At 69.9% G+C, this 20284-nt stretch carries 18 protein-coding genes; 3 read left to right on the forward strand and 15 right to left on the reverse strand.

Features of this window, described 5'->3' with window-relative positions:
* Nucleotides 1–97: 97 nt before the first annotated feature.
* The 13 genes from pgi to AB0I66_RS13930 form a co-directional block, all read right to left on the reverse strand.
* Nucleotides 98–1750 carry a glucose-6-phosphate isomerase gene (gene pgi, locus AB0I66_RS13870; RefSeq protein WP_363208050.1) on the reverse strand — a complete coding sequence of 551 codons (1653 nt, stop codon included), beginning with the start codon at nucleotides 1748–1750 and terminating at the stop codon, nucleotides 98–100.
* A gap of 179 nt (nucleotides 1751–1929) precedes the next feature.
* On the reverse strand, nucleotides 1930–2265 hold the full coding sequence (locus AB0I66_RS13875; protein WP_363208051.1) for an RNA polymerase-binding protein RbpA: 336 nt from the start codon (nucleotides 2263–2265) through the stop codon (nucleotides 1930–1932).
* 192 nt (nucleotides 2266–2457) lie between these two features.
* A complete protein-coding gene (gene secG, locus AB0I66_RS13880) occupies nucleotides 2458–2688 on the reverse strand; it encodes a preprotein translocase subunit SecG (RefSeq protein WP_067430519.1) in 231 nt (76 codons plus the stop codon).
* 113 nt (nucleotides 2689–2801) lie between these two features.
* Complete coding sequence (tpiA, locus tag AB0I66_RS13885) at nucleotides 2802–3578, reverse strand: triose-phosphate isomerase (protein ID WP_363208052.1); 777 nt, start codon at nucleotides 3576–3578, stop codon at nucleotides 2802–2804.
* 6 nt (nucleotides 3579–3584) lie between these two features.
* Nucleotides 3585–4796: a phosphoglycerate kinase gene (locus AB0I66_RS13890; protein WP_363208053.1), complete on the reverse strand. Its 1212-nt coding sequence runs from the start codon at nucleotides 4794–4796 to the stop codon at nucleotides 3585–3587.
* A 107-nt stretch (nucleotides 4797–4903) separates the two neighbouring features.
* Nucleotides 4904–5914 carry a type I glyceraldehyde-3-phosphate dehydrogenase gene (gene gap, locus AB0I66_RS13895; RefSeq protein WP_363208054.1) on the reverse strand — a complete coding sequence of 337 codons (1011 nt, stop codon included), beginning with the start codon at nucleotides 5912–5914 and terminating at the stop codon, nucleotides 4904–4906.
* 189 nt (nucleotides 5915–6103) lie between these two features.
* Nucleotides 6104–9085, reverse strand: coding sequence for a M14 family zinc carboxypeptidase (locus AB0I66_RS13900; RefSeq protein ID WP_363208055.1), 2982 nt, complete (start codon nucleotides 9083–9085; stop codon nucleotides 6104–6106).
* Between the two features lie 173 nt (nucleotides 9086–9258).
* Nucleotides 9259–10248: a DNA-binding protein WhiA gene (gene whiA / locus AB0I66_RS13905; RefSeq protein ID WP_363208056.1), complete on the reverse strand. Its 990-nt coding sequence runs from the start codon at nucleotides 10246–10248 to the stop codon at nucleotides 9259–9261.
* A complete protein-coding gene (yvcK, locus tag AB0I66_RS13910) occupies nucleotides 10239–11246 on the reverse strand; it encodes a uridine diphosphate-N-acetylglucosamine-binding protein YvcK (protein WP_363208057.1) in 1008 nt (335 codons plus the stop codon). Before yvcK ends, whiA begins: the two co-directional genes overlap by 10 nt.
* Nucleotides 11243–12175 carry an RNase adapter RapZ gene (rapZ, locus tag AB0I66_RS13915; protein ID WP_363208058.1) on the reverse strand — a complete coding sequence of 311 codons (933 nt, stop codon included), beginning with the start codon at nucleotides 12173–12175 and terminating at the stop codon, nucleotides 11243–11245. The genes yvcK and rapZ overlap by 4 nt, the downstream gene beginning before the upstream one ends.
* Complete coding sequence (gene uvrC, locus AB0I66_RS13920) at nucleotides 12172–14220, reverse strand: excinuclease ABC subunit UvrC (RefSeq protein WP_363208059.1); 2049 nt, start codon at nucleotides 14218–14220, stop codon at nucleotides 12172–12174. Before uvrC ends, rapZ begins: the two co-directional genes overlap by 4 nt.
* 304 nt (nucleotides 14221–14524) lie before the next feature.
* Nucleotides 14525–15367, reverse strand: a complete 843-nt coding sequence (locus tag AB0I66_RS13925) for a hypothetical protein (RefSeq protein ID WP_363208666.1) — start codon at nucleotides 15365–15367, stop codon at nucleotides 14525–14527.
* A 5-nt stretch (nucleotides 15368–15372) separates the two neighbouring features.
* Complete coding sequence (locus AB0I66_RS13930) at nucleotides 15373–15978, reverse strand: papain-like cysteine protease family protein (RefSeq protein WP_363208060.1); 606 nt, start codon at nucleotides 15976–15978, stop codon at nucleotides 15373–15375.
* Nucleotides 15979–16208: 230 nt separating this feature from the next.
* Between AB0I66_RS13930 and AB0I66_RS13935 the strand changes: the two genes are divergently transcribed.
* Nucleotides 16209–17156 carry a hypothetical protein gene (locus AB0I66_RS13935; protein WP_363208061.1) on the forward strand — a complete coding sequence of 316 codons (948 nt, stop codon included), beginning with the start codon at nucleotides 16209–16211 and terminating at the stop codon, nucleotides 17154–17156.
* Nucleotide 17157: 1 nt separating this feature from the next.
* Here the strand turns inward: AB0I66_RS13935 and AB0I66_RS13940 are convergent, their stop codons facing one another.
* Nucleotides 17158–17580 (reverse strand): Rieske (2Fe-2S) protein, encoded by a 423-nt coding sequence (locus tag AB0I66_RS13940; RefSeq protein WP_363208062.1) that lies wholly within the window; start codon nucleotides 17578–17580, stop codon nucleotides 17158–17160.
* Between the two features lie 221 nt (nucleotides 17581–17801).
* On the opposite strand from AB0I66_RS13940, the gene AB0I66_RS13945 reads away from it, so the two are divergent.
* Nucleotides 17802–18713: a carbohydrate kinase gene (locus AB0I66_RS13945; RefSeq protein WP_363208063.1), complete on the forward strand. Its 912-nt coding sequence runs from the start codon at nucleotides 17802–17804 to the stop codon at nucleotides 18711–18713.
* Nucleotides 18714–18743: 30 nt separating this feature from the next.
* Here the strand turns inward: AB0I66_RS13945 and AB0I66_RS13950 are convergent, their stop codons facing one another.
* A complete protein-coding gene (locus tag AB0I66_RS13950) occupies nucleotides 18744–19598 on the reverse strand; it encodes a helix-turn-helix transcriptional regulator (RefSeq protein ID WP_363208064.1) in 855 nt (284 codons plus the stop codon).
* A 102-nt stretch (nucleotides 19599–19700) separates the two neighbouring features.
* On the opposite strand from AB0I66_RS13950, the gene AB0I66_RS13955 reads away from it, so the two are divergent.
* Nucleotides 19701–20279, forward strand: coding sequence for a YceI family protein (locus AB0I66_RS13955; protein ID WP_363208065.1), 579 nt, complete (start codon nucleotides 19701–19703; stop codon nucleotides 20277–20279).
* The last annotated feature ends 5 nt before the right edge of the window (nucleotides 20280–20284 follow it).

Genomic DNA, 20284 nt, shown 5'->3' on the forward strand with positions numbered 1-20284 from the left:
CCTCACCGGCTACGCGCTCCCGACCGCCCTGGACACCCCCGACATCCGCATCGTGGGTCCACCTTCCGGTGGACCGGGCCGGCTCGCGTTCAGTGCATCAACGGCCGCGCAGCGTCCGGTACTTGGCGACAAGTGCCGTCGTCGACCCGTCGAGGTCCGCCACGTCGGCACCCTCCGTCAGGGCCGGCTCGATGCGCTTGGCGAGGACCTTGCCGAGCTCGACGCCCCACTGGTCGAAGGAGTCGATGTTCCACACGGCGCCCTGCACGAACACCTTGTGTTCGTAGAGCGCGATGAGTTGACCGAGAACCGACGGTGTCAGCTCCTTGGCGAGGATCGTCGTCGTCGGGTGGTTGCCCTTGAATGTCTTGTGCGGGACGAGCTCGTCCGGCACCCCCTCGGCCCGCACCTCGTCGGGCGTCTTGCCGAAGGCCAACGCCTGCGTCTGCGCGAAGAAGTTGGCCATCAGGAGGTCGTGCTGGGCGACAAGCCCCGGCAGCAGATCGGCGACGGGCTCGGCGAAGCCGATGAAGTCCGCCGGGATCAACTTCGTTCCCTGGTGGATCAGTTGGTAGTACGCGTGCTGGCCGTTGGTGCCCGGGGTGCCCCAGACGACCGGGCCCGTCTGCCAGTCCACCGGCTCGCCGTCACGGCTCACGGACTTGCCGTTGGACTCCATGTCCAGCTGCTGGAGGTAGGCGGTGAACTTGGAGAGGTAGTGCGAGTACGGCAGGACCGCGTGCGACTGGGCGTCGTGGAAGTTGCCGTACCAGATGCCCAACAGGCCGAGCAGCAAAGGCACGTTGGACTCGGCGGGCGCGGTGCGGAAGTGCTCGTCGACCAGGTGGAAGCCGGCCAGCATCTGACGGAAGGCGTCCGGGCCGATCGCGATCATCAGCGCGAGACCGATCGCCGAGTCGTACGAGTAGCGGCCGCCGACCCAGTCCCAGAACTCGAACATGTTGGCCGTGTCGATGCCGAAGTCGGAGACCTTCTCGGCGTTCGTCGACAGGGCCACGAAGTGCTTGGCGACGGCGTTCTGGTCGGCGCGCAGGCCGGTCAGGAGCCAGTCGCGTGCCGAGGTCGCGTTCGTGATCGTCTCGATCGTGGTGAACGTCTTCGAGGCGATGACGAACAGCGTCTCGGCCGGGTCCAGGTCCCGCACGGCCTCGTGCAGGTCGGCGCCGTCGACGTTCGACACGAAGCGCACGGTGAGGTCGCGGTCGGTGAACGAGCGCAGCGCCTCGTACGCCATGGCGGGGCCGAGGTCCGAGCCGCCGATGCCGACGTTCACGATGTTCTTGATGCGCTTGCCGGTGTGCCCGGTCCACTCGCCGGAGCGGACCTTGTCCGCGAAGACGCTCATCTTGTCGAGCACGGCGTGCACCGCCGGCACCACGTTCTCGCCGTCGACCTCGATCACCGCGTCCCGCGGGGCGCGCAACGCCGTGTGCAGGACCGCGCGGTCCTCGGTGGTGTTGATCTTCTCGCCGCGGAACATGGCGTCCCGCAGGCCGAAGACGTCGGTGGCCGCGGCGAGCTCGCGCAGCAGCGTCAGCGTCTCGTCCGTGACGAGGTGCTTGGAGTAGTCGACGTGCAGGTCGCCGACCTGGAGCGTGTACTGCGTGCCGCGCGCCGGGTCCTTGGCGAAAAGATCACGCAACTGCACCTCCCCCAGCTGCTCCCGGTGCTTGCCGATCGCCGCCCATTCGGGCGTCTGGTTGAGCCTGGCGCGGCTTTCTGCGTTCATCTCGGACTTCAGCCTTCTCTCGTACCTGTGTACGTACCTTGCCCCGCTGCACGTTCCAACCTAATTGATCAGGGCCCGATATGAGATCTCTGAAGCTGTCTGTCCGCACACGTGCCGGTAAACGCCGCGTGAAAAACACAGCGGCCGGACATCCACTGATGTCCGGCCCTTCACACGCCCTAGATCTCGCCCCGCAGTTTGGCCAGCGCCTCCGCGAGAATCGCCTCGCCGTCAGCGTCGGTGCGCCGCTCTCGTACGTACGCCAGGTGCGTCTTGTACGGCTCGGTGCGGGGCGGGTCCGGCGGGTTGTCCCGGTCCTGACCTGCCGGGAAGCCGCAGCGGGGGCAGTCCCAGGTATCGGGGACCTGCGCGTCGCTGGCGAAGCTGGGAACCGTCTCGTGCCCGTTGGAGCACCAGAAGGAGATGCGCAGACGCGGCGCGGACTCACCGCGCTCGGCCTCGCCCATCGGCCCCGCCCCGACCCGACTTCCTCGGATCGCGTTGCCACTTGCCACGGTCGTAACTCCCTGCGTGATGGTGCTGCTGCGGGCGCCTCAGTCTACGTAAGGCCCAACGCGCGTCCAGTGTTTGGAGTTACACCCCGCCCCGAGACGCAAGCCCCATGATAATCCGCGCCGTGCGGCGCGCACCGTACATGGGGCTTTAAGCGAAGCTTTCGCAAGGTGGCAATCAAGCCGCTTTCGCGGTCAGTTGTTCACCTTCATCAACAGGCCGAGCACGACAATGCACGCGAACCAGAGAAGACCGACCACGACAGTGATGCGGTCGAGGTTGCGCTCGGCGACCGACGAGCCGCCGACGGAAGACTGCATGCCGCCACCGAACATGTCGGAGAGACCGCCGCCCTTGCCCTTGTGCATCAGCACCAGCAGCATCATCAGCCCACTGAAGACGATCAGGGCGATCGAGAACCCCATAACCACGGCTGGACCAACTTCCTCGGATCTGGATAGACGACGGGGGCCGGTGCCTCGCTGAGCGAAGCCGCCCGGCCCCCGCAAGGGTACGACGTAACGGCGCTACCGCATACTCACTGGTCGCGGAACCGGACGATCTTGACGAACTCGTCCGAGTCGAGTGCCGCGCCGCCCACGAGGGCGCCGTCGACATCGGGCTGCGCCATGATCGCGGCCACGTTGCCGGACTTCACGGAGCCGCCGTACTGGATGCGCACCTTGTCGGCGAGCTCCTGCGAGTACAGCTCGGCGAGGCGGCCGCGGATCGCGCCGCACACCTCCTGGGCGTCCTCGGGGGTCGCGACCTTGCCGGTGCCGATGGCCCACACCGGCTCGTACGCGATGACAATGGACTCGGCCTGCTCGGCGGGGAGGTCCTTCAGACCGCCGTCGAGCTGGGCGAGGGTGTACTCGATCTGCTGGCCGGCCTCACGGATGTCGAGGCCCTCGCCGATGCAGAGGATCGGGGTCAGGCCGTGCTTGTAGGCGGCCTTCACCTTCGCGTTGCAGATCTCGTCGCTCTCGTCGTGGTACTGACGGCGCTCGGAGTGGCCCACGGCCACGTACGTGCACTTCAGCTTGGAGAGCATCGGGCCCGAGATCTCGCCGGTGTAGGCACCGGAGTCGTGCGCCGAGATGTCCTGCGCGCCGTACTTGATCTTGAGCTTGTCGCCGTCGACCAGGGTCTGCACCGAACGCAGGTCGGTGAAGGGGGGCAGGACGGCGACCTCGACGGCGTCGTAGTCCTTGTCGGCCAGGGCGAAGGCGAGCTTCTGGACGTGGGCGATGGCCTCGAGGTGGTTGAGGTTCATCTTCCAGTTGCCCGCCATCAGCGGGGTACGCGTAGTCATCAGGTGTCAGTTCTCCAGTGCGGCGAGGCCGGGGAGCGTCTTGCCCTCGAGGTATTCGAGGGAGGCGCCGCCGCCGGTGGAAATGTGGCCGAATGCGTTCTCGTCGAAGCCCAGGGTCCGGACGGCCGCGGCGGAGTCGCCACCGCCGACGACCGTGAAGGCCGGGGAGTCGAGGAGGGCCTGGGCGACCGCCTTGGTGCCCTCGGCGTAGTCGGGGTGCTCGAAGACGCCCATCGGACCGTTCCAGAAGACGGTGGCCGCGTCGGCGAGCTTCGAGGCGTAGAGCTTACGGGTCTCGGGACCGATGTCGAGACCCTCCTGGTCGGCCGGGATGGCGTCCGCGGCGACCGTGGTGGGGTTGGCCGGGGCCTTGGTCTTCAGGTCCGGGAACTCCGTGGAGACCAGGACGTCGACGGGCAGGACCAGCTCGACGCCGCTGTCCTCGGCCCGCTTGATGTACTCCTTGACGGTCGGGACCTGGTCCTCCTGGAGGAGGGAGATGCCGACCTCGTGGCCCTGTGCCTTGAGGAAGGTGTACGCCATGCCGCCGCCGATCAGGAGGCGGTCGGCCTTGCCGAGCAGCTGGTCGATGACGGCCAGCTTGTCGGAGACCTTGGCGCCGCCGAGCGCGACGACGTACGGACGCCTGACGTCCTCGGTGAGCTTCTTCAGGACGCCGACCTCGGTGGCGATGAGGTAGCCCGCGTAGTGCGGCAGGCGCGCCGGGAGGTCGAAGACGGAGGCGTGCTTGCGGTGCACGGCGCCGAAGCCGTCGCCCACGTACACATCCGCGAGGGCGGCGAGCTTGTCGGCGAACTCGCCGCGCTCGGTGTCGTCCTTGGACGTCTCGCCCGCGTTGAAGCGGAGGTTCTCGATGACGGCGACCTGGCCGGGCTCGAGACCGTCCACCGCGTCGTGCGCGGCGGGGCCGACGGTGTCCTGGGCGAACGCGACGGGCTTGCCGAGGAGTTCACCGAGGCGCTCGGCGGCGGGAAGCAGCGAGAACACCGGGTCCGGGGCGCCCTTGGGGCGGCCGAGGTGCGAGGCGACGATCACCTTGGCGCCCGCTCCGGCGAGCTTGGTGACGGTCGGCAGGACGGCGCGGATGCGGCCGTCGTCGGTGATGGTGCCGTCGGCGAGCGGCACATTGAGGTCGGCGCGGACGAAGACCCGCTTGCCTTCGACCCCTTCGGCGAGAAGTTCGTCGATCGTCTTCATGGCTGGACTCCAGGACTCCTTAGAGGGCTGACGTGCGACAAGGCCCGGACCACGCAGTATTGCGCGGTCCGGACCCTGTGTTCACATCGAGGTGTCTGCTCTGCTGATCAGAGCTGACCGCCGACGAAGACCGTGAGGTCGACGAGGCGGTTGGAGTAGCCCCACTCGTTGTCGTACCAGCCGAGGATCTTCACCGTCTTGCCCTCCTGGACCATGGTCAGGGAGGAGTCGAAGGTGCAAGAGGCAGGGTCGCTGACGATGTCAGAGGAAACGATTGGGTCCTCGGTGTAGAAGAGGATGCCCTTCAGGTCGCCGTCGTCGGCGGCCTTCTTGAACGCGGCGTTGACCTCGTCCTTGGTGACGTCACGCTGCAGGTCGACGACGAGGTCGGTGGCGGAACCGGTCGGGACCGGGACGCGCATCGCGATGCCGTCGAGCTTGCCCTTGAGCTGCGGAAGGACCAGGGCGGTGGCCTTGGCGGCACCGGTCGTGGTCGGAATGATGTTCTCGGCGGCGGCGCGGGCGCGACGCAGGTCCGAGTGCGGGAAGTCCAGGATGCGCTGGTCGTTGGTGTACGCGTGGACCGTCGTCATCAGGCCCTTGACGATGCCGAAGTTCTCGTCGAGAACCTTCGCCATCGGCGCCACACAGTTGGTGGTGCAGGACGCGTTCGAGATGACGTGGTGGTTGGCCGCGTCGTACTTGTCCTGGTTGACGCCCATCACGATGGTGATGTCCTCGTCCTTGGCCGGAGCCGAGATGAGGACCTTCTTCGCGCCACCGGCGATGTGCTTCTCGGCGTCGGCCTTCTTGGTGAAGATGCCCGTCGACTCGATCACGATGTCGACGTTCAGCTCGCCCCACGGGATGTCGGCGGGGTTGCGCTCGGACAGCACCTTGATGGTGTGGCCGTCGACCGTGATGGTGTCCTCGGTGTGCGACACCTCGGCCTTGAGACGGCCCAGGATGGTGTCGTACTTCAGAAGGTGCGCGGTAGTCGCGGTGTCACCCAGGTCGTTGACAGCCACGATCTCGATGTCCGCACCCTGCTCAAGCAGCGCCCGGAAGTAGTTGCGCCCGATGCGGCCGAAGCCGTTGATGCCTACGCGGATCGTCACGAACCGATCTCCTCGTTGGTACGCCGGTTTCAGACGCCGGCGAGTTGTATGGGATGTCCCCGACCGCCTCCGACCCTACCTCTCTGATGGCCTTTGGGTGACATCGACAGGGGGCCCGGACGGCACGGTGGCCCGTACTCCCGAGTAGGGAGCACGAGCCACCACGATCTGGGCTTTGATTACGCAGCGTCAGCGGCGCAGATGTGCAAGGGATGCGCCCATAAGAGCGGCCCGTTCGGCATTTCCGGGTACATGCTCGAACCCGAAGCCGAGCAGCACGCTGTCACGCGCTGTGACGGCCGCATAGGGCTTGTAGAGCTCTCCCGTACGGGCCCAGTCACCCGTGATGTTGGGGCTTCCGGGGGGTGCCGGAGCGACCGCCCAGGTGCCCAGCGAGGCCTCGAATCCCTCGGTCTGCGTGGCGTTGCCCCCTATCACAAGCTGAGCGTTGTCCGCAAAGAGCCCGCGGCCCCCGCTGGAGGGGTCGGTGATGGAGCTCAGGGACACCTCGATCGTCTTGCCCGCGTAGGCGCTCAGGTCGAAGGAGACGGGCTTCCAGCCGCCGGAGGACCCGGTGAAGCTGTTCCAGGCGCCACTGGTGCCGGACGCCGTGCAGCCGGTGGCCGACTGCGTCAGGTAGTGGCGCAGGAACGGGTGGCCGTTGATGAAGAACCCGGCCCCGCACTCGGCGGGCACGGCCTGGGACGAGTTGCCGTTCGAGTCCGGCAGCGTGGTCCAGTCGTCGTTGCCGGTGGTGTGCGCCTCCAGGACGCCGTGGTCGTAACCGGTCTCCAGGTTCCAGTTGAGCTGGAACCGCAGCTGCGGCTGGTCCGCGGCCGTGACGCCGGTCAGGTCGATGGTGCGGGTCAGCCGCTTCCAGTCCTGGTCGGCGTGGGAGGCGGAGGCCATGCCCTGGCCCTCGAAGGGTGCGTACGGGTTGGCGAGCCCCGGGTAGCTGCCTGCCGCCGCGCTCTTGAACTGCGGGAACTCGTCGGCGGGCAGGCTGTCGGACGTGACGGTGTAACGGCCCGCCTTGTCCAGGGGGTTGGACTCGGCCGCCGCCAGCGGGGTCTTGACGCCGTCGAGCGCGCCGCTGCCCTCGAAGCTGTTGGCGCCGGGTGCGGAAAGGCGTTCGTACGCACCGAGGTAGTACTGCGCGAAGTCGTCGGTGAGCGCGTCACCGAGGTCCACGTTGCCGCCGGCGCGCTCACCGGACTCGATCAGCTTGCCGCCCTCGTTGAGGTAGGCGCGCAGGGCGAGTTGGGTGGCCGCGCCGGGCACCGGGTCGCCGGTGTAGTGCACGACCGCGGAGAAGTGCGACAGGACGCCGAGCGGATGCGGGGTGCCCTTCTCGGCGACGTCCCACACCACGGCCGAACGGCCGTTGGCCTTCAGGGCGTCGACGTACTTCTGGGCCTGCTTCGCCGTGGCGCCCTCCTCGGCGACGACGAGGGTGTTCGCCTTGGCCCGCTCGGCGACGGTGTACGTGAAGTGCGGGCTCTCCGTGCGGCCCTTCTTGTTGCGGCCGGTGAACCACACCTCGACCTTGTCGCCCGCGCGCGTGTCCTCGATCTCGGCGCGGTACTGGTCGAAGTGGAGGTTGTCCTCACCGCCGTAGGTCTCGCCGCCCTTCCAGGCCCTGAGGTCCTCGTCATGCGTACGGCCGCCGTTGACGCGGTAGTTGAGCTCCTTGTCGCGCACCGACTTCCGCGCGGTGACGGCTACCTCCTGGTCACCGCCGCGTGCGTACGACTCCGTGAAGGTGTCAGGGGTGAAGTCGGGGGCCTCGATGCCGCTGACGGAGACCGGCTGGTCGGGGTGGGTGGCGGTCTCGGCGACGGCGAGCGCGAACGGGACGTTCTTCGCGAACTCCTGCTGGATCAGTTTCTCGTCGTCCGGGAAGGTGAAGATCGAGGCGCACTCCTCGGGCTTCCAGGGGTCGTTCGGGTCGAGGTTCGAGACGGTCTGGCAGGTGGACATCTCCGGCGTGAACATCGAGATGCCGTTGATGTTGCCCGCGTGGCCGTCCGCCTCGCCGTTGGTGGTGTAGAGCTCCGATGCGACCTGCGGGTGGTAGCCGGGGACGGCGGGCTTCTCCGGGGTGCCGTTCAGCGCCTTGTAGAGGACGTCGTCCGGGGTCGGCGTGGCGACCTGCCAGCCCACTCCGTAGAGGAGCAGTTCGGCCGCGGAGTGGTAGTTGATGCCGTACTCGAAGCCGATGCGCTTCTGGAAGCGGTCGAGCGCCTTGGTCTCGGGCTCGGACATGGGGCCCGTGCCGCGGTAGGTCTCCGAGGAGGGCGCCGGGGACGAGCCCTCGTTGTCGTAGCCCCACTTGTAGGCGAAGTTGCGGTTGAGGTCGACGCCGTCGCCCGCCGCGATCTTGCCGTCGCCGTCGATGTCGCGGAGGTTCTTGCGCCACTGGCGGTCACCGTCGGCGGCGTGCGTGAAGTCGTACCCGTCGGGGTTGGCGGAGAGCACGAACCACAGCTCGGTGGTGTTCACGAGCTTGGTGATGCGCTGGTCCTTGCCGTAGTTGTCCAGGTAGTGGTGCATCAGGCGGCGGGTCATCTCGGGGGTGATCCACTCGCGCGCGTGCTGGTTGGACATGTAGAGCGTGGACGGCTTGGAGCCGTCCTTGGACTTGCTCGCGCCCTTGGAGAGCTTCAGGGCGAGGATGTCCTGCCCGCCCAGCGTCTTGCCGATGGAGACGACCTTGGTGAGGCCCGGGTGGGCCTGACCGGTCTTGACGATCTCCTCCTTGAGGCCGCCCTTGCCGCTGTACGGGCGGAAGACGCCGTCCCCTGCGGCCTTGAGCTTCTGCTGCGTACTGGCCGAGACCTTCTGCTCGGTGAGCTTCACGCCCTCGTGCTCGACGCCCTTGGCCTGTGCCTCGGTCAGATAGACCTCGACGCGGGCGGCGCCGCTTTCGCGGGTCTGCCCCGCGAGCTCGTGGGCGTCCTGGCCCGCCTCGACGAGGATCGGGATCTGCTTCTCGGTGACCACGGCCTCGTAGACCTTCACGGCCGCCGGGTCGTCGGCGGCCGGCGCCTTGGCCCCGCTGTCGGCCTGGGCGTGCGGCACTGCGACAAGGCCGCCGACGAGCAGTGCGCCCGCGGCGACGACGGATCTGAAACCGGCTCTGGATCTTTTGGATCTACCTCTTGGTCTCATGAGCCCCCCTTGCGGTTGTCCGGCACATTTGTGCGCGAACGCCAGGCTCGTGACACTTCATGATCATGTCAATATGGCGTGAAGGGTCAGAAGCGAAGGGTCGGGCGGGAGAGGGCGCGAAGAAGCCGCCGGGGCCTCCACGGCCCCGGCGGCTTCCTTGCGTACGACGGCGGTCAGACCGCCATGTTGTCGGCGAGCTCCTCGCTCAGGTTGGACTCCGTACCCGGAATCCCCAGGTCCTGCGCCCGCTTGTCCGCCATGGCGAGCAGCCGGCGGATGCGGCCCGCGACCGCGTCCTTCGTCAGCGCCGGGTCGGCGAGCGCGCCCAGCTCCTCCAGGGAGGCCTGCTTGTGCTCCATGCGCAGCCGTCCGGCCGCCGCGAGGTGCTCGGGGACCTCGTCGCCGAGGATCTCCAGGGCGCGCTGCACACGGGCGCCGGCGGCGACGGCCGCGCGGGCCGAGCGGCGCAGGTTGGCGTCGTCGAAGTTGGCCAGGCGGTTGGCGGTGGCGCGCACCTCGCGGCGCATCCGCCGCTCCTCCCAGGCGAGCACCGACTCGTGGGCGCCGAGCCGGGTGAGCAGGGCGCCGATCGCGTCACCGTCCCGGACGACCACGCGGTCCACGCCGCGCACCTCACGGGCCTTGGCCCCGATCTGCAGTCTGCGCGCGGCGCCGACCAGGGCGAGGGCGGCCTCCGGTCCCGGGCAGGTGACCTCCAGGGAGGAGGAGCGGCCCGGCTCGGTCAGCGATCCGTGCGCGAGGAACGCCCCGCGCCACGCGGCCTCGGCGTCACAGGTGGCCCCCGAGACCACCTGTGGCGGCAGCCCTCTGATGGGGCGTCCCCGGCCGTCCACGAGACCCGTCTGGCGGGCCAGCTGATCGCCGCCCGCAACCACCCGAACGACGTAGCGCGAACCGCGCCGCAGCCCGCCGGGGGCCATCACGATCAGCTCCGAGCTGTGCCCGAAGATCTCGAGAATGTCCCGCTTCAGCCGTCGCGCGGCCATCGCCGTGTCCAGCTCCGCCTCGATCACGATGCGGCCGCTCACCAGGTGAAGGCCGCCCGCGAACCGCAGGATGGCCGAGACCTCTGCCTTCCTGCAGCAGGTCCGGGTGACGGGAAGCCGGGAGATCTCGTCCTTCACCGCTGCCGTCATCGCCATGGGCCGATCCTTCCATGCATCCGAAAAATACGGTCGTACGCGGTGGCCAGGAGCTCCGGATCGTGCCTCGGAGTGCCATCGTGCCTGGCCACCGGCGCCAGCTCGACCGTGGCGCCGAGCCGCTTGGCGGCATCGGTGAGTGACTCACGGTCGGGCACGGCGGCGTCGTCGGCCAGCACCACGTCCAGGGCGAGTTTAGGGGCGTGTCGGGCCAAAACCTCCAAATGACGCTGCGGAGAGAAGCCATCGGTTTCACCGGGTTGCGGCGCGAGGTTGAGCGAGAGGACCCTGCGGGCCTTCGTCTGGATCAGCGCGTCGAGCAGTTCGGGGACAAGGAGATGCGGGATCACCGAGGAGAACCAGGAGCCGGGGCCGAGCACCACCCAGTCCGCGTCGAGCACCGCGGCGACCGCTTCGGGGACGGCCGGCGGGTCGTGCGGGACGAGGTGCACGGACTGCACCTCGCCCGGGGTGAGCGCCACCGTGGCCTGCCCGCGCACAGTGTCCACCTCGTCCGGACGCTCCGGGTCGTGCCCCTTGACCAGGGCCTGCAGCTCCAGCGGCACCGCCGACATGGGCAGCACGCGGCCGTGCGCGCCGAGGAGCTTGCCGACCAGGTCCAGGGCCTGCACATGGTCGCCGAGCTGCTCCCACAGGGCGACGATCAGCAGATTGCCCACCGCGTGCTCGTGCAGGTCGCCCTTGGACTGGAAGCGGTGCTGGATGACACGGGACCACGTCTGGCCCCAGTCGTCGTCCCCGCACAGCGCGGCGAGCGCCTTGCGCAGGTCGCCCGGGGGCAGCACGCCCAGTTCGTCGCGCAGCCGCCCGCTGGAGCCGCCGTCGTCGGCGACGGTGACCACGGCGGTGAGGTCACCGGTGATGCGGCGCAGCCCGGCGAGCGAGGCGGACAGGCCCATCCCGCCGCCGAGCGCCACGACCTTGGGCTGAGTGCCCCGCTTGCGGCCCAGACGGTTCAGCCGCAGGGAGGACTTCACTCTCGCCCCATGTCCCGATGGACGAGGACGGTCTCGACGCCCTCGGACACGAGGCGCGCCGCGAGCTTCTCCGACATGGCCACGGAGCGGTGCTTGCCGCCCGTACAGCCGACCGCGATCGTCACGTAACGCTTGCCCTCGCGGCGGTATCCCGCGGCGATGAGCTGGAGGAGCTCGGCGTACCGGTCGAGGAACTCCTTGGCGCCCGGCTGGTTGAAGACATAGCCGGACACCTCTTCGTTGAGCCCCGTGAAGGGACGCAGCTCCGGCACCCAGTGCGGATTGGGCAGGAAGCGGCAGTCCACGACGAGGTCGGCGTCGACCGGCAGGCCGTACTTGTAGCCGAACGACATGACCGTGGCCCGCAGCTCGGGCTCCTCGTCGCCCGCGAACTGGGCGTCCATCTTGGCGCGCAGCTCGTGCACGTTCAGGCTGGAGGTGTCGATCACCAGGTCGGCGTCGCCGCGCAGCTCGCGCAGGAGCTCGCGCTCGGCCGCGATGCCGTCGACGATGCGGCCGTCGCCCTGCAGCGGGTGCGGGCGGCGGACCGACTCGAAGCGGCGCACCAGGGCATCGTCCGAGGACTCCAGGAAGACGATCCGCCGGGTGACGTGCTTGGCCTCCAGGTCCGCGAGGGACTGGCGCAGATTGTCGAAGAAGCGGCGGCCCCGCACGTCGACGACGACCGCGATGCGGGCGACGTTCCCCTGCGAGCGGGCGCCGAGCTCCACCATGGTGGGGATCAGCGCGGGCGGCAGGTTGTCGACGACGAACCAGCCGAGGTCCTCGAGACACTTCGCCGCGGTGCTGCGTCCGGCTCCCGACATGCCGGAGATGATCACCAGCTCGGGGACCACCTCGGCGGCCTCACCTGGTGTGATGGTCGTGCCCGTACTCACTTGCTCGCCGCCTTCGTCGTGCTCGGTCATGGCTCCTGCCCCCGTCGTTCCTCTGAGGTGCCCGCGGTGACGGGCCCCTCGCCGTCCTCCGAGGTGCCCGTGCGCGCGGGCTCCTCGTCTTCAATGATCTCTCCGGTCGCCGTGTTCACGGCGGGGCCGGCGGGAGTCGCTCCGGCCAGCGCCACGATGATGGCCTCGGCCGTCTTGCGGCCTATGCCCGGAACCTCGCAGATCTGGTCGATTGTCGCGGATCGCAGCCTCTTCACCGAACCGAAGTGCTTGATCAGCGTCTGCTTGCGTGCGTCGCCGAGGCCCGGCACGGCGTCCAGCGGTCCGGCCTTGAAGCGCTTGGCCCGCTTGGCGCGCTGATACGTGATCGCGAAACGGTGCGCCTCGTCGCGTACCCGCTGGAGAAGGTACAGCCCCTCGCTGGTGCGCGGCAGGATCACCGGGTCGTCGTCGCCCGGCACCCAGACCTCTTCGAGGCGCTTGGCCAGGCCGCACACCGCGATGTCGTCGATGCCGAGCTCGTCCAGGGCCCGCTGGGCCGCCGCGACCTGCGGCTGCCCGCCGTCCACGACGACGAGCTGGGGCGGATAGGCGAAGCGCTTGGGGCGGCCGTCCTCCTCGGTGAGGCTCTCCTGCTCGTCCTCGGGGGACCACTCCCCCGTCTTCTCCTTGTCGGAGAGGTAGCGCTTGAAGCGGCGTGTGAGCACCTCGTGCATCGAGCGGACGTCGTCCTGGCCCTCGAAGCCCTTGATCTGGAAGCGCCTGTACTCGCTCTTGCGGGCGAGGCCGTCCTCGAAGACGACCATCGAGGCCACGACGTCGTCACCCTGCAGATGCGAGATGTCGTAGCACTCGATGCGCAGGGGGGCGCTGTCCAGTTCGAGTGCCTCGGCGATCTCCTCCAGGGCGCGGGAACGCGTGGTCAGGTCGGAGGCGCGCTTGGTCTTGTGCAGCACGAGCGACTGCTGTGCGTTGCGCGCCACGGTCTCCATGAGCGCCTTCTTGTCGCCGCGCTGCGGGATGCGCAGCGAGACGTTCGACCCGCGGCGCTCGGTGAGCCATGCCTGGACGGGTTCTATGGGGTCGGGGAGCGCCGGGACGAGTACTTCCTTCGGTACGGAGTCACCGCTCTCCTCTCCGTACAGCTGCTGGAGGGCGTGCTCGACGAGGTCGCCGCTGGTGACCGCCTCGACTTTGTCGGTGACCCAGCCGCGCTGACCGCGCACCCGGCCGCCGCGGACGTGGAAGATCTGGACGGCCGCCTCCAGCTCGTCCTCGGCCAGGGCGATGAGGTCGGCGTCGGTGGCGTCGGCGAGGACGACGGCGCTCTTCTCCATGGCCTTCTTGAGGGCCCCGACGTCATCCCTGAGGCGGGCGGCCCTCTCGTACTCCATGTCCTCGGCGGCGTCCGCCATCTGCCGCTCGACACGGCGGATGTACGTGTTCGTGCGGCCGGTCATGAAGTCGCAGAAGTCCTCGGCGAGTTCGCGGTGCTCCTCCCGGGAGACCCGCTCCACGCAGGGCGCGGCGCACTTGCCGATGTAGCCGAGGAGGCAGGGGCGGCCGGTGCGCTCGGCGTTCTTGAAGACTCCGGCCGAGCAGGTGCGGACGGGGAAGACCCGCAGGAGGAGGTCCACGGTGTCGCGGATCGCCCACGCGTGGCCGTACGGCCCGAAGTAGCGGACGCCCTTCTTCTTGTGGCCGCGCATCACCTGCACGCGCGGGAAGTCCTCGTTCATGGTCACCGCGAGGTACGGATAGCTCTTGTCGTCGCGGTACTTGACGTTGAACCGGGGGTCGAATTCCTTGATCCAGGTGTATTCGAGCTGCAGCGCCTCGACCTCGGTGGAGACCACGGTCCACTCGACGGAGGCGGCCGTCGTCACCATCGTGGCGGTGCGCGGGTGCAGATTCGTGAGGTCCTGGAAGTAGCTCGCCAGGCGCTGGCGCAGGCTTTTCGCCTTGCCCACGTAGATCACCCGGCGGTGTTCGTCGCGGAACCGATAGACCCCCGGCGAGTCGGGGATCTGTCCCGGCTTGGGGCGGTAGCTGGAGGGGTCTGCCATGCTCCACACCCTACTGGCGGGGGCTGACAGTGAGGGGTTGGAGGGGGTGTCCCGCCCCCTCCGGATCCCGCCGCCCTGAGCCGCCCGCTTTCACGGCGGAGGGGGCGTCCGCGCCACGCACGAATCCTGCCTGCCTGAACCACCGCTTCCTGTCGGAGGGGCCGTCCCCACCCCGCCGCCCCGGGCCTCCGCCTCCCCACCCCACCCGGCAGCCCGCCGCCTCGGCCTCCGCCTGACCCCGCCCTTGAGCCCACCCGCCCTGAAGGGCGGGTGGGTGGGGAAACCCGGCCGGAGGCCGGGAAGGTCAGCCGTGCTGCCGGGTGCGGCGGCGGCGCAGGACGGCCGCCCCGGAGAGGCCGAGGGCGGCCAGGGCTCCCGCTCCGGCCACGGAGGAGGCCACCGTGACGGGGCCGTCGGCCGAAGCCGCCGCCGTGGGCGCGGCAGCCGCCGGGGGCTCCCCGGCCCGCTCCTTCGGGGCGAAGCCCCCCGCCTCGCCGGACTTCGCGTACGCAGACCCCGGCAGCTTGTCGGCGTACGCGGCGTGCACCCGCTTCTGATAGGCGGTGACCGAGACCCCGCCCTGGCCCACGGCACGCTTCGCGTCCGCGTCCAGCGGCAGCACCCGGCCCCGCCCCTGCACGTACCAGGCATTGATCTGCGGCTCGTGGAAAACGGTGCCTCCGGGGAGCTTGTCGGCGCCCACGCGCGCGTAGTGCGTCTCGTCGTCCCCGGTGGCGATGTTCACCACCTTCCAGGAGCCACCTTGCTTCACCGTCCACAAGGAGGCTTCCTGCCCGTCGGAGGAGACCGCTTTGCTGGCGAGGAACTCCACGCGGGCGATCTGCGCGCCCTTCTTCCCGGCGACGAACTCCGGGGAGAGGTAGCGCACAGGTACGGCGTCGCCCTGGACACGGGGGTCGGCAGCGGCCTTGCTGACGGCCCCCTCCCGCGCGAAGAAGCGGGAGAGCGTGTCGAGGGTCCCGGACGCCCCCGCGGCTTCGTGGGCCGCCTCACGCGAGGCGTCCGAGGGGCCGGAATCCGCGCCGGCGGACGGCGCCGCGAGGCCGAGCAGCAGGGTGGCCGCCGAGCCGGCGAGCGCGCCCCGCAGCAGGTGACGGGGAAGGGGACGGGAAGGGTGACGGGTCATCGCGCTCACGCCCCGATCCGGTAGAGCGAGTGGGTCCAGGAGAAGGTGTTGTTGCTGACGTACCAGCTGTGCGAGGCCCAGTTGTAGCGGTCGCTGGAGGGCCACGGGTCGCCCCAGTAGACCCAGCTGCTCGCGTCGTCGTACCCGTAGAGGACGTGCATGTGACCGCCGCCGTTCGACCACTGGATGCGGGTCTCGACCGGACGGCCCGCGTTGATCTCGGCCTGCACGGTCGGGTAGCGCAGCCAGCCGCTGACGTACGAGCCGGCGTTGATGCCTGCCCAGTCGAGTCCGTTCTGCACGTCGCCCAGCGTCGCCTGCGAGTTGGGGCACTCGGTGCTCTGGCTGCGCCCGAAAGCGGCGTTGCAGAACTGGTTCTGGCTGTACTTCTTGCCGTAGAAGGTGGCGATCGTGTTGCCTGCCGCCGCCCAGCACCAGTTGGTCTTCTGCTGGGCCTGCATCGTGATGTTCAGGCGCTTGGCGGCGAGAGCGGACGGATCGTCGGGGGCGGCCGTGGCCGTGGCCGCCGGTGCGGCGACCAGGGCGACCGCCACGAGGGCGAGCGCGGACAGCCGTCTGCGGCCGCCGTATCTGCTGGTTCTGGGGCGCATCGCGTTCCTCCCATGCGGGGGGGGTGGGGTGGTGGAGGAGCGCGTCCGGACGCTGCGATTGAGCATCGAGTGTTGTCGGGTGCAGGTCAACAAGGTTCAATGCGGGATTACTTGGGCCGTGAACGTCGGCGTACGTATGTGAACACCCCTCGTACGCCCACCTGGTGGCCCGCTCCGACCGGCGCGTACGCCCGGACGGCCGATGTGAACGTTCACAGAAGGGCCTTGCGATGCGGCACGGCACACAGCTCGCGGAGGGCGCGCCCGCGGACCTGGAGACCGCCCTGCGCACCGGGCCCTTCCATGTGGCGCTGCGGGCCGCGATCGCCGCACGGCGCCTGCCCCTGCAACGCGTACGCCACCATCTGGCGCGGCAAGGCGTCAACGTCGGGGTGACGAGCCTGAGTTACTGGCAGCAAGGCGCGCGGCGTCCTCAGCGCACCGAGTCCCTGCGTGCCGTGCGCGCCCTGGAGGAGATCCTCGGCCTCCCCGAGGAGTCACTGATCCGGCTGCTCGCCAAGCCCTCGGAGCGCCCCGACTGCGAGCGCCCCGCCGCCCGCTCCTACCGTTCGCTCCTCGACGCCTCCGACGTGCTGCAGGAGCTGATCACCGAGCTCGGCTCACCGCTCGACGGCGGTCTGCACACCATCGGCCACCATGAGCGGGTGAGGATCGGCGAACGCCGCGAGCTGCTCGGCCGCGACTCGCAGCACGTCGTGCGCGCCCACCGGGACGCCGTCGACCGCTACCTGGCGATCTACCACGGCGATCCGGGCTGCGTGCCGGAACGCGTCGCCGTGCACGCACTGGAGAACTGCCGCACGGGGCGGGTGCGGTGGCACCACGAGACGGGGGTGCTCGTCGCCGAACTGCTCTTCGACACGCGCCTGCGCGCGGGCGACACGCATCTGTTCCGCTACGGCTTCGAGGACGGCACGGCGGGGGCGGCCACCGAGTACTTCCGGGGCTTCACCTTCGCGGGCGGGCAGTACGCGCTCCAGGTGCGCTTCGACGAGAGCGCGCTGCCCGTACGCTGCCACCGCTTCACCCAGCATTCGGCCGCCGCGCCGCGCGGCGGCCGCCAGGAGCTGACACTGAGCGGCAGCCATCGGTCGGTGCACGTCGTGGAGCCGCAGGTGCGGGCGGGGATCCTGGGGATCGCCTGGGACTGGGAGTGAGTCAGCCCGCGACGATCTTGCCGTCCTCCACCTTCACCGGCAGCTCGGCGAGCGGCGTGACGGCCGGGTCGTGCAGCACCTTGCCGTTCGTGGCGTCGAACTGGCTTCCGTGGCAGGGGCAGATGAGCTTGTGCCCCTCCAGCTTGTTGATGGGGCACTTGGCGTGCGTGCAGATCGTGCTGAACGCCTTGTACTCGTCGTCGGAGATGCGGCTGACGACCACGTTCTCGTCCTTGTAGAGCTTCGAGGCACCCACCTTCACCTCGTCGGACCCGCCGAGGTCCGTCGGCGCGGTCGGCGCCGAACGGCTGGAGCCGCCGTCACCGCCGCCGGACGAGCAGGCAGTGACCCCGAGGCCCGCGGCCGGGACGATGGCGGCGGCGCGCAGCACGGTGCGGCGGGCGGGGGGCGGCGTGCCGGGCATGGAGTCTCCACAGGTCAGGCGCTTCGGTGACGGATCAGACCATACCGGTGGGGTGCCGCTTGCCCGCGTTGGGCGCGACCGTGCCCGAGTGCCGCCCGTGCCGGGCCACGGCCGCCGGGAAGCCCTAGCCTGTGGCGAAAGCCGGGCAGCCGCCGCCGCGGAGCCGTGACCCCAGAGGCGTGACCGCAGAGGCGTGACCGCAGAGCCGAGAGGAAGCACCCGTGATAGTCGTCGCAGGAGAGGCCCTGATCGACCTCGTCCCGCAGGGCCCCGCCGACGCCGGGCTGCCCGCGCTCGCCCCACGGCTCGGCGGCGGTCCGTACAACACCGCGATCGCCCTCGGCCGTCTCGGCTCCCCCGTCTCCTTCTGCTCACGGATCTCGACGGATGCGTTCGGCGATGCGCTGACCGACGCGTTGCGGGCCGCGGGTGTCGAGGTGTCGTACGTCCAGCGGGGCGCCGAGCCGACCACTCTCGCCGTCGCCTCGATCGGCGAGGACGGCTCCGCCGGATACTCCTTCTACGTCGAGGGCACGGCGGACCGGCTCTTCACGGCGCCGGAGCGGCTTCCCGACGCGGTGCGCGCGGTCTCGTTCGGCACCTGTTCGCTCGTCCTGGAACCGGGCGCGAGCGCGTACGAGGAGCTGATGCACCGGGAGTCGGCGCGGGGCGTCTTCACGGCGCTCGACCCGAACATCCGGGCGGGCCTGATCCCGGACGCGGACGCCTACCGGGCCCGGTTCAAGAGCTGGCTGCCGTCGGTCTCGCTGCTCAAGCTGTCGGACGACGACGCGAGCTGGCTCGGCGGCACGCCGCGCGAGTGGCTCGCGTCCGGGCCCGGCGCGGTGGTGGTGACACGGGGCGGCGACGGTCTCACCGTGTTCACGCGGGACGGCGGGGAGTGGTCGGTGCCGGGCAAGGCGGTCGACGTGGTGGACACCATCGGCGCGGGCGACACCGTCAACGCGGCGCTGCTGCACGGGCTGCGCGCCCGGGACGCGCTGTCCGTGGATGCCCTGGCCACGCTCGGCGCCGACAGTTGGGGCGAGGTCCTGCGCTTCGCGGCTCGCGCGGCCGCCGTCACCGTGTCCCGCGCGGGAGCGGAGCCTCCGTACGCCGAAGAGCTTGAGTGACGGTTGGGGTGAGGGCCGGGGTGACGGCTCTCAGCCGGTCACCGCGCGCAGGGCGCCCGGCCGGCGCCCGTTGAGGCCGTCGAGGGCGGTCGACGTGGCCTCGTCGGCGGGCAGGTGGACGACCAGGCGCTGAGCGTCGGCCTCGGGCAGCGTCAGCGTCTCGTACGACAGCCGCAGCGGCCCGGCCGCGGGGTGCGTCATGCGTTCGATGCCGCTGGCCCTGGGCAGCCGCGGCACGGCTGCCATGCGGTCGGCGAACGGTGCACCGGCCATCACCGTCAGCTCGTCGGCGAAGCCCTCGGCATGAGGGTCGCTGAGCATCGACCCGGCGCGGAGCAACGCGACCTGCTCGTCCGCGACGCCGTCCCACTCGGGGTAGGCGGCGCGGGCCCGCTCGTCGGTGAACAGGAACCGGATGAGATTGGGCTGCTCGTCGTCGAGGAGACCGATGGCCCCCATGATCCGCTCGTAGCCCGAGGTGTACGCGAGGACGTCGCCGAACCGGTTCAGCAGGACGGCGGGGGCCGGCTCCAGGCGTTCGACGAGCGCCCGCACGGTGGGGCGCACCGACCGGGACGGCATGCTCGCCGTCGGGCAGCAGGGGTCGCCGACCGTCTCCTTCTCCAGGCGGCGCAGGTGGAAGCGCTCCTCCGTGGACAGCCGCAGGGCGTCCGCGAGCGCCCCCATCACCTGCGGGGACGGGTGCCGGTCCCGGCCCTGTTCGAGCCGCGCCAGGTACTCGACGCTGACCCCGGCGAGCGTGGCGACCTCGGAGCGGCGCAGGCCCGGCGTGCGGCGCCGGGGTCCTGTGGGGAGCCCGACTTCGGCGGGCGTGACCGCCTCGCGGCAGGTGCGCAGGAAGGTGCCGAGCTCGTTGTCGCTCACCGGCCGAACGTATCAGCAGACACCGGACCGGATCGTGGCCCTGTCACTACCAGCCTTGGCTCGGCCTTCCTCGCCCGTGGGCGGCCTCGCATGGTGGACGGCATGACTTCCGACACAAGCACCGCCCCCACGACGACCGCGCTTCCCCTCCCCGCCGGGAGCTGGGAGATCGACCCCCTCCACTCCGCCGTCAACTTCACCATCCGCCACCTCGGGATCTCGAAGGTGCGGGGCCGCTTCGCCGAGGTGACGGCCGGTCTGGTCGTGGGCGAGAGCGCTGCGACCTCATCTGTGACGGCGACCGTCGCGCTCGCCTCGATCGACACGGGCAACAAGGACCGCGACGCACACGTGAAGGCTCCCGACCTGCTGGACGTCGAGCGCCGCCCCACGATGACGTTCCGTTCGACGCGGGTCCTCGGCGCGGACGAGGAGTGGACCATGGAGGGCGAGCTGACCATCGGTGACGTGACGAGGCCGATCACCCTCGCCGTCGAGTTCGGCGGGCTCCAGGCGTTCCCGGGCGACCCCCGGCGCCACGCGGGGTTCGAGGCGACCGGCGAGATCAAGCGCAGCGACTACGGCCTCGACTTCGGTGCCGGGATGCTCGGTGACGTGGTGAAGATCCAGCTGGACATGCAGTTCCTGGAGCCTGCCGGGTCCGTCGCACCGCAGGGGTGAGCCGG

It is taken from the genome of Streptomyces sp. NPDC050439, from assembly GCF_040655335.1.
GTDB lineage: Bacteria > Actinomycetota > Actinomycetes > Streptomycetales > Streptomycetaceae > Streptomyces.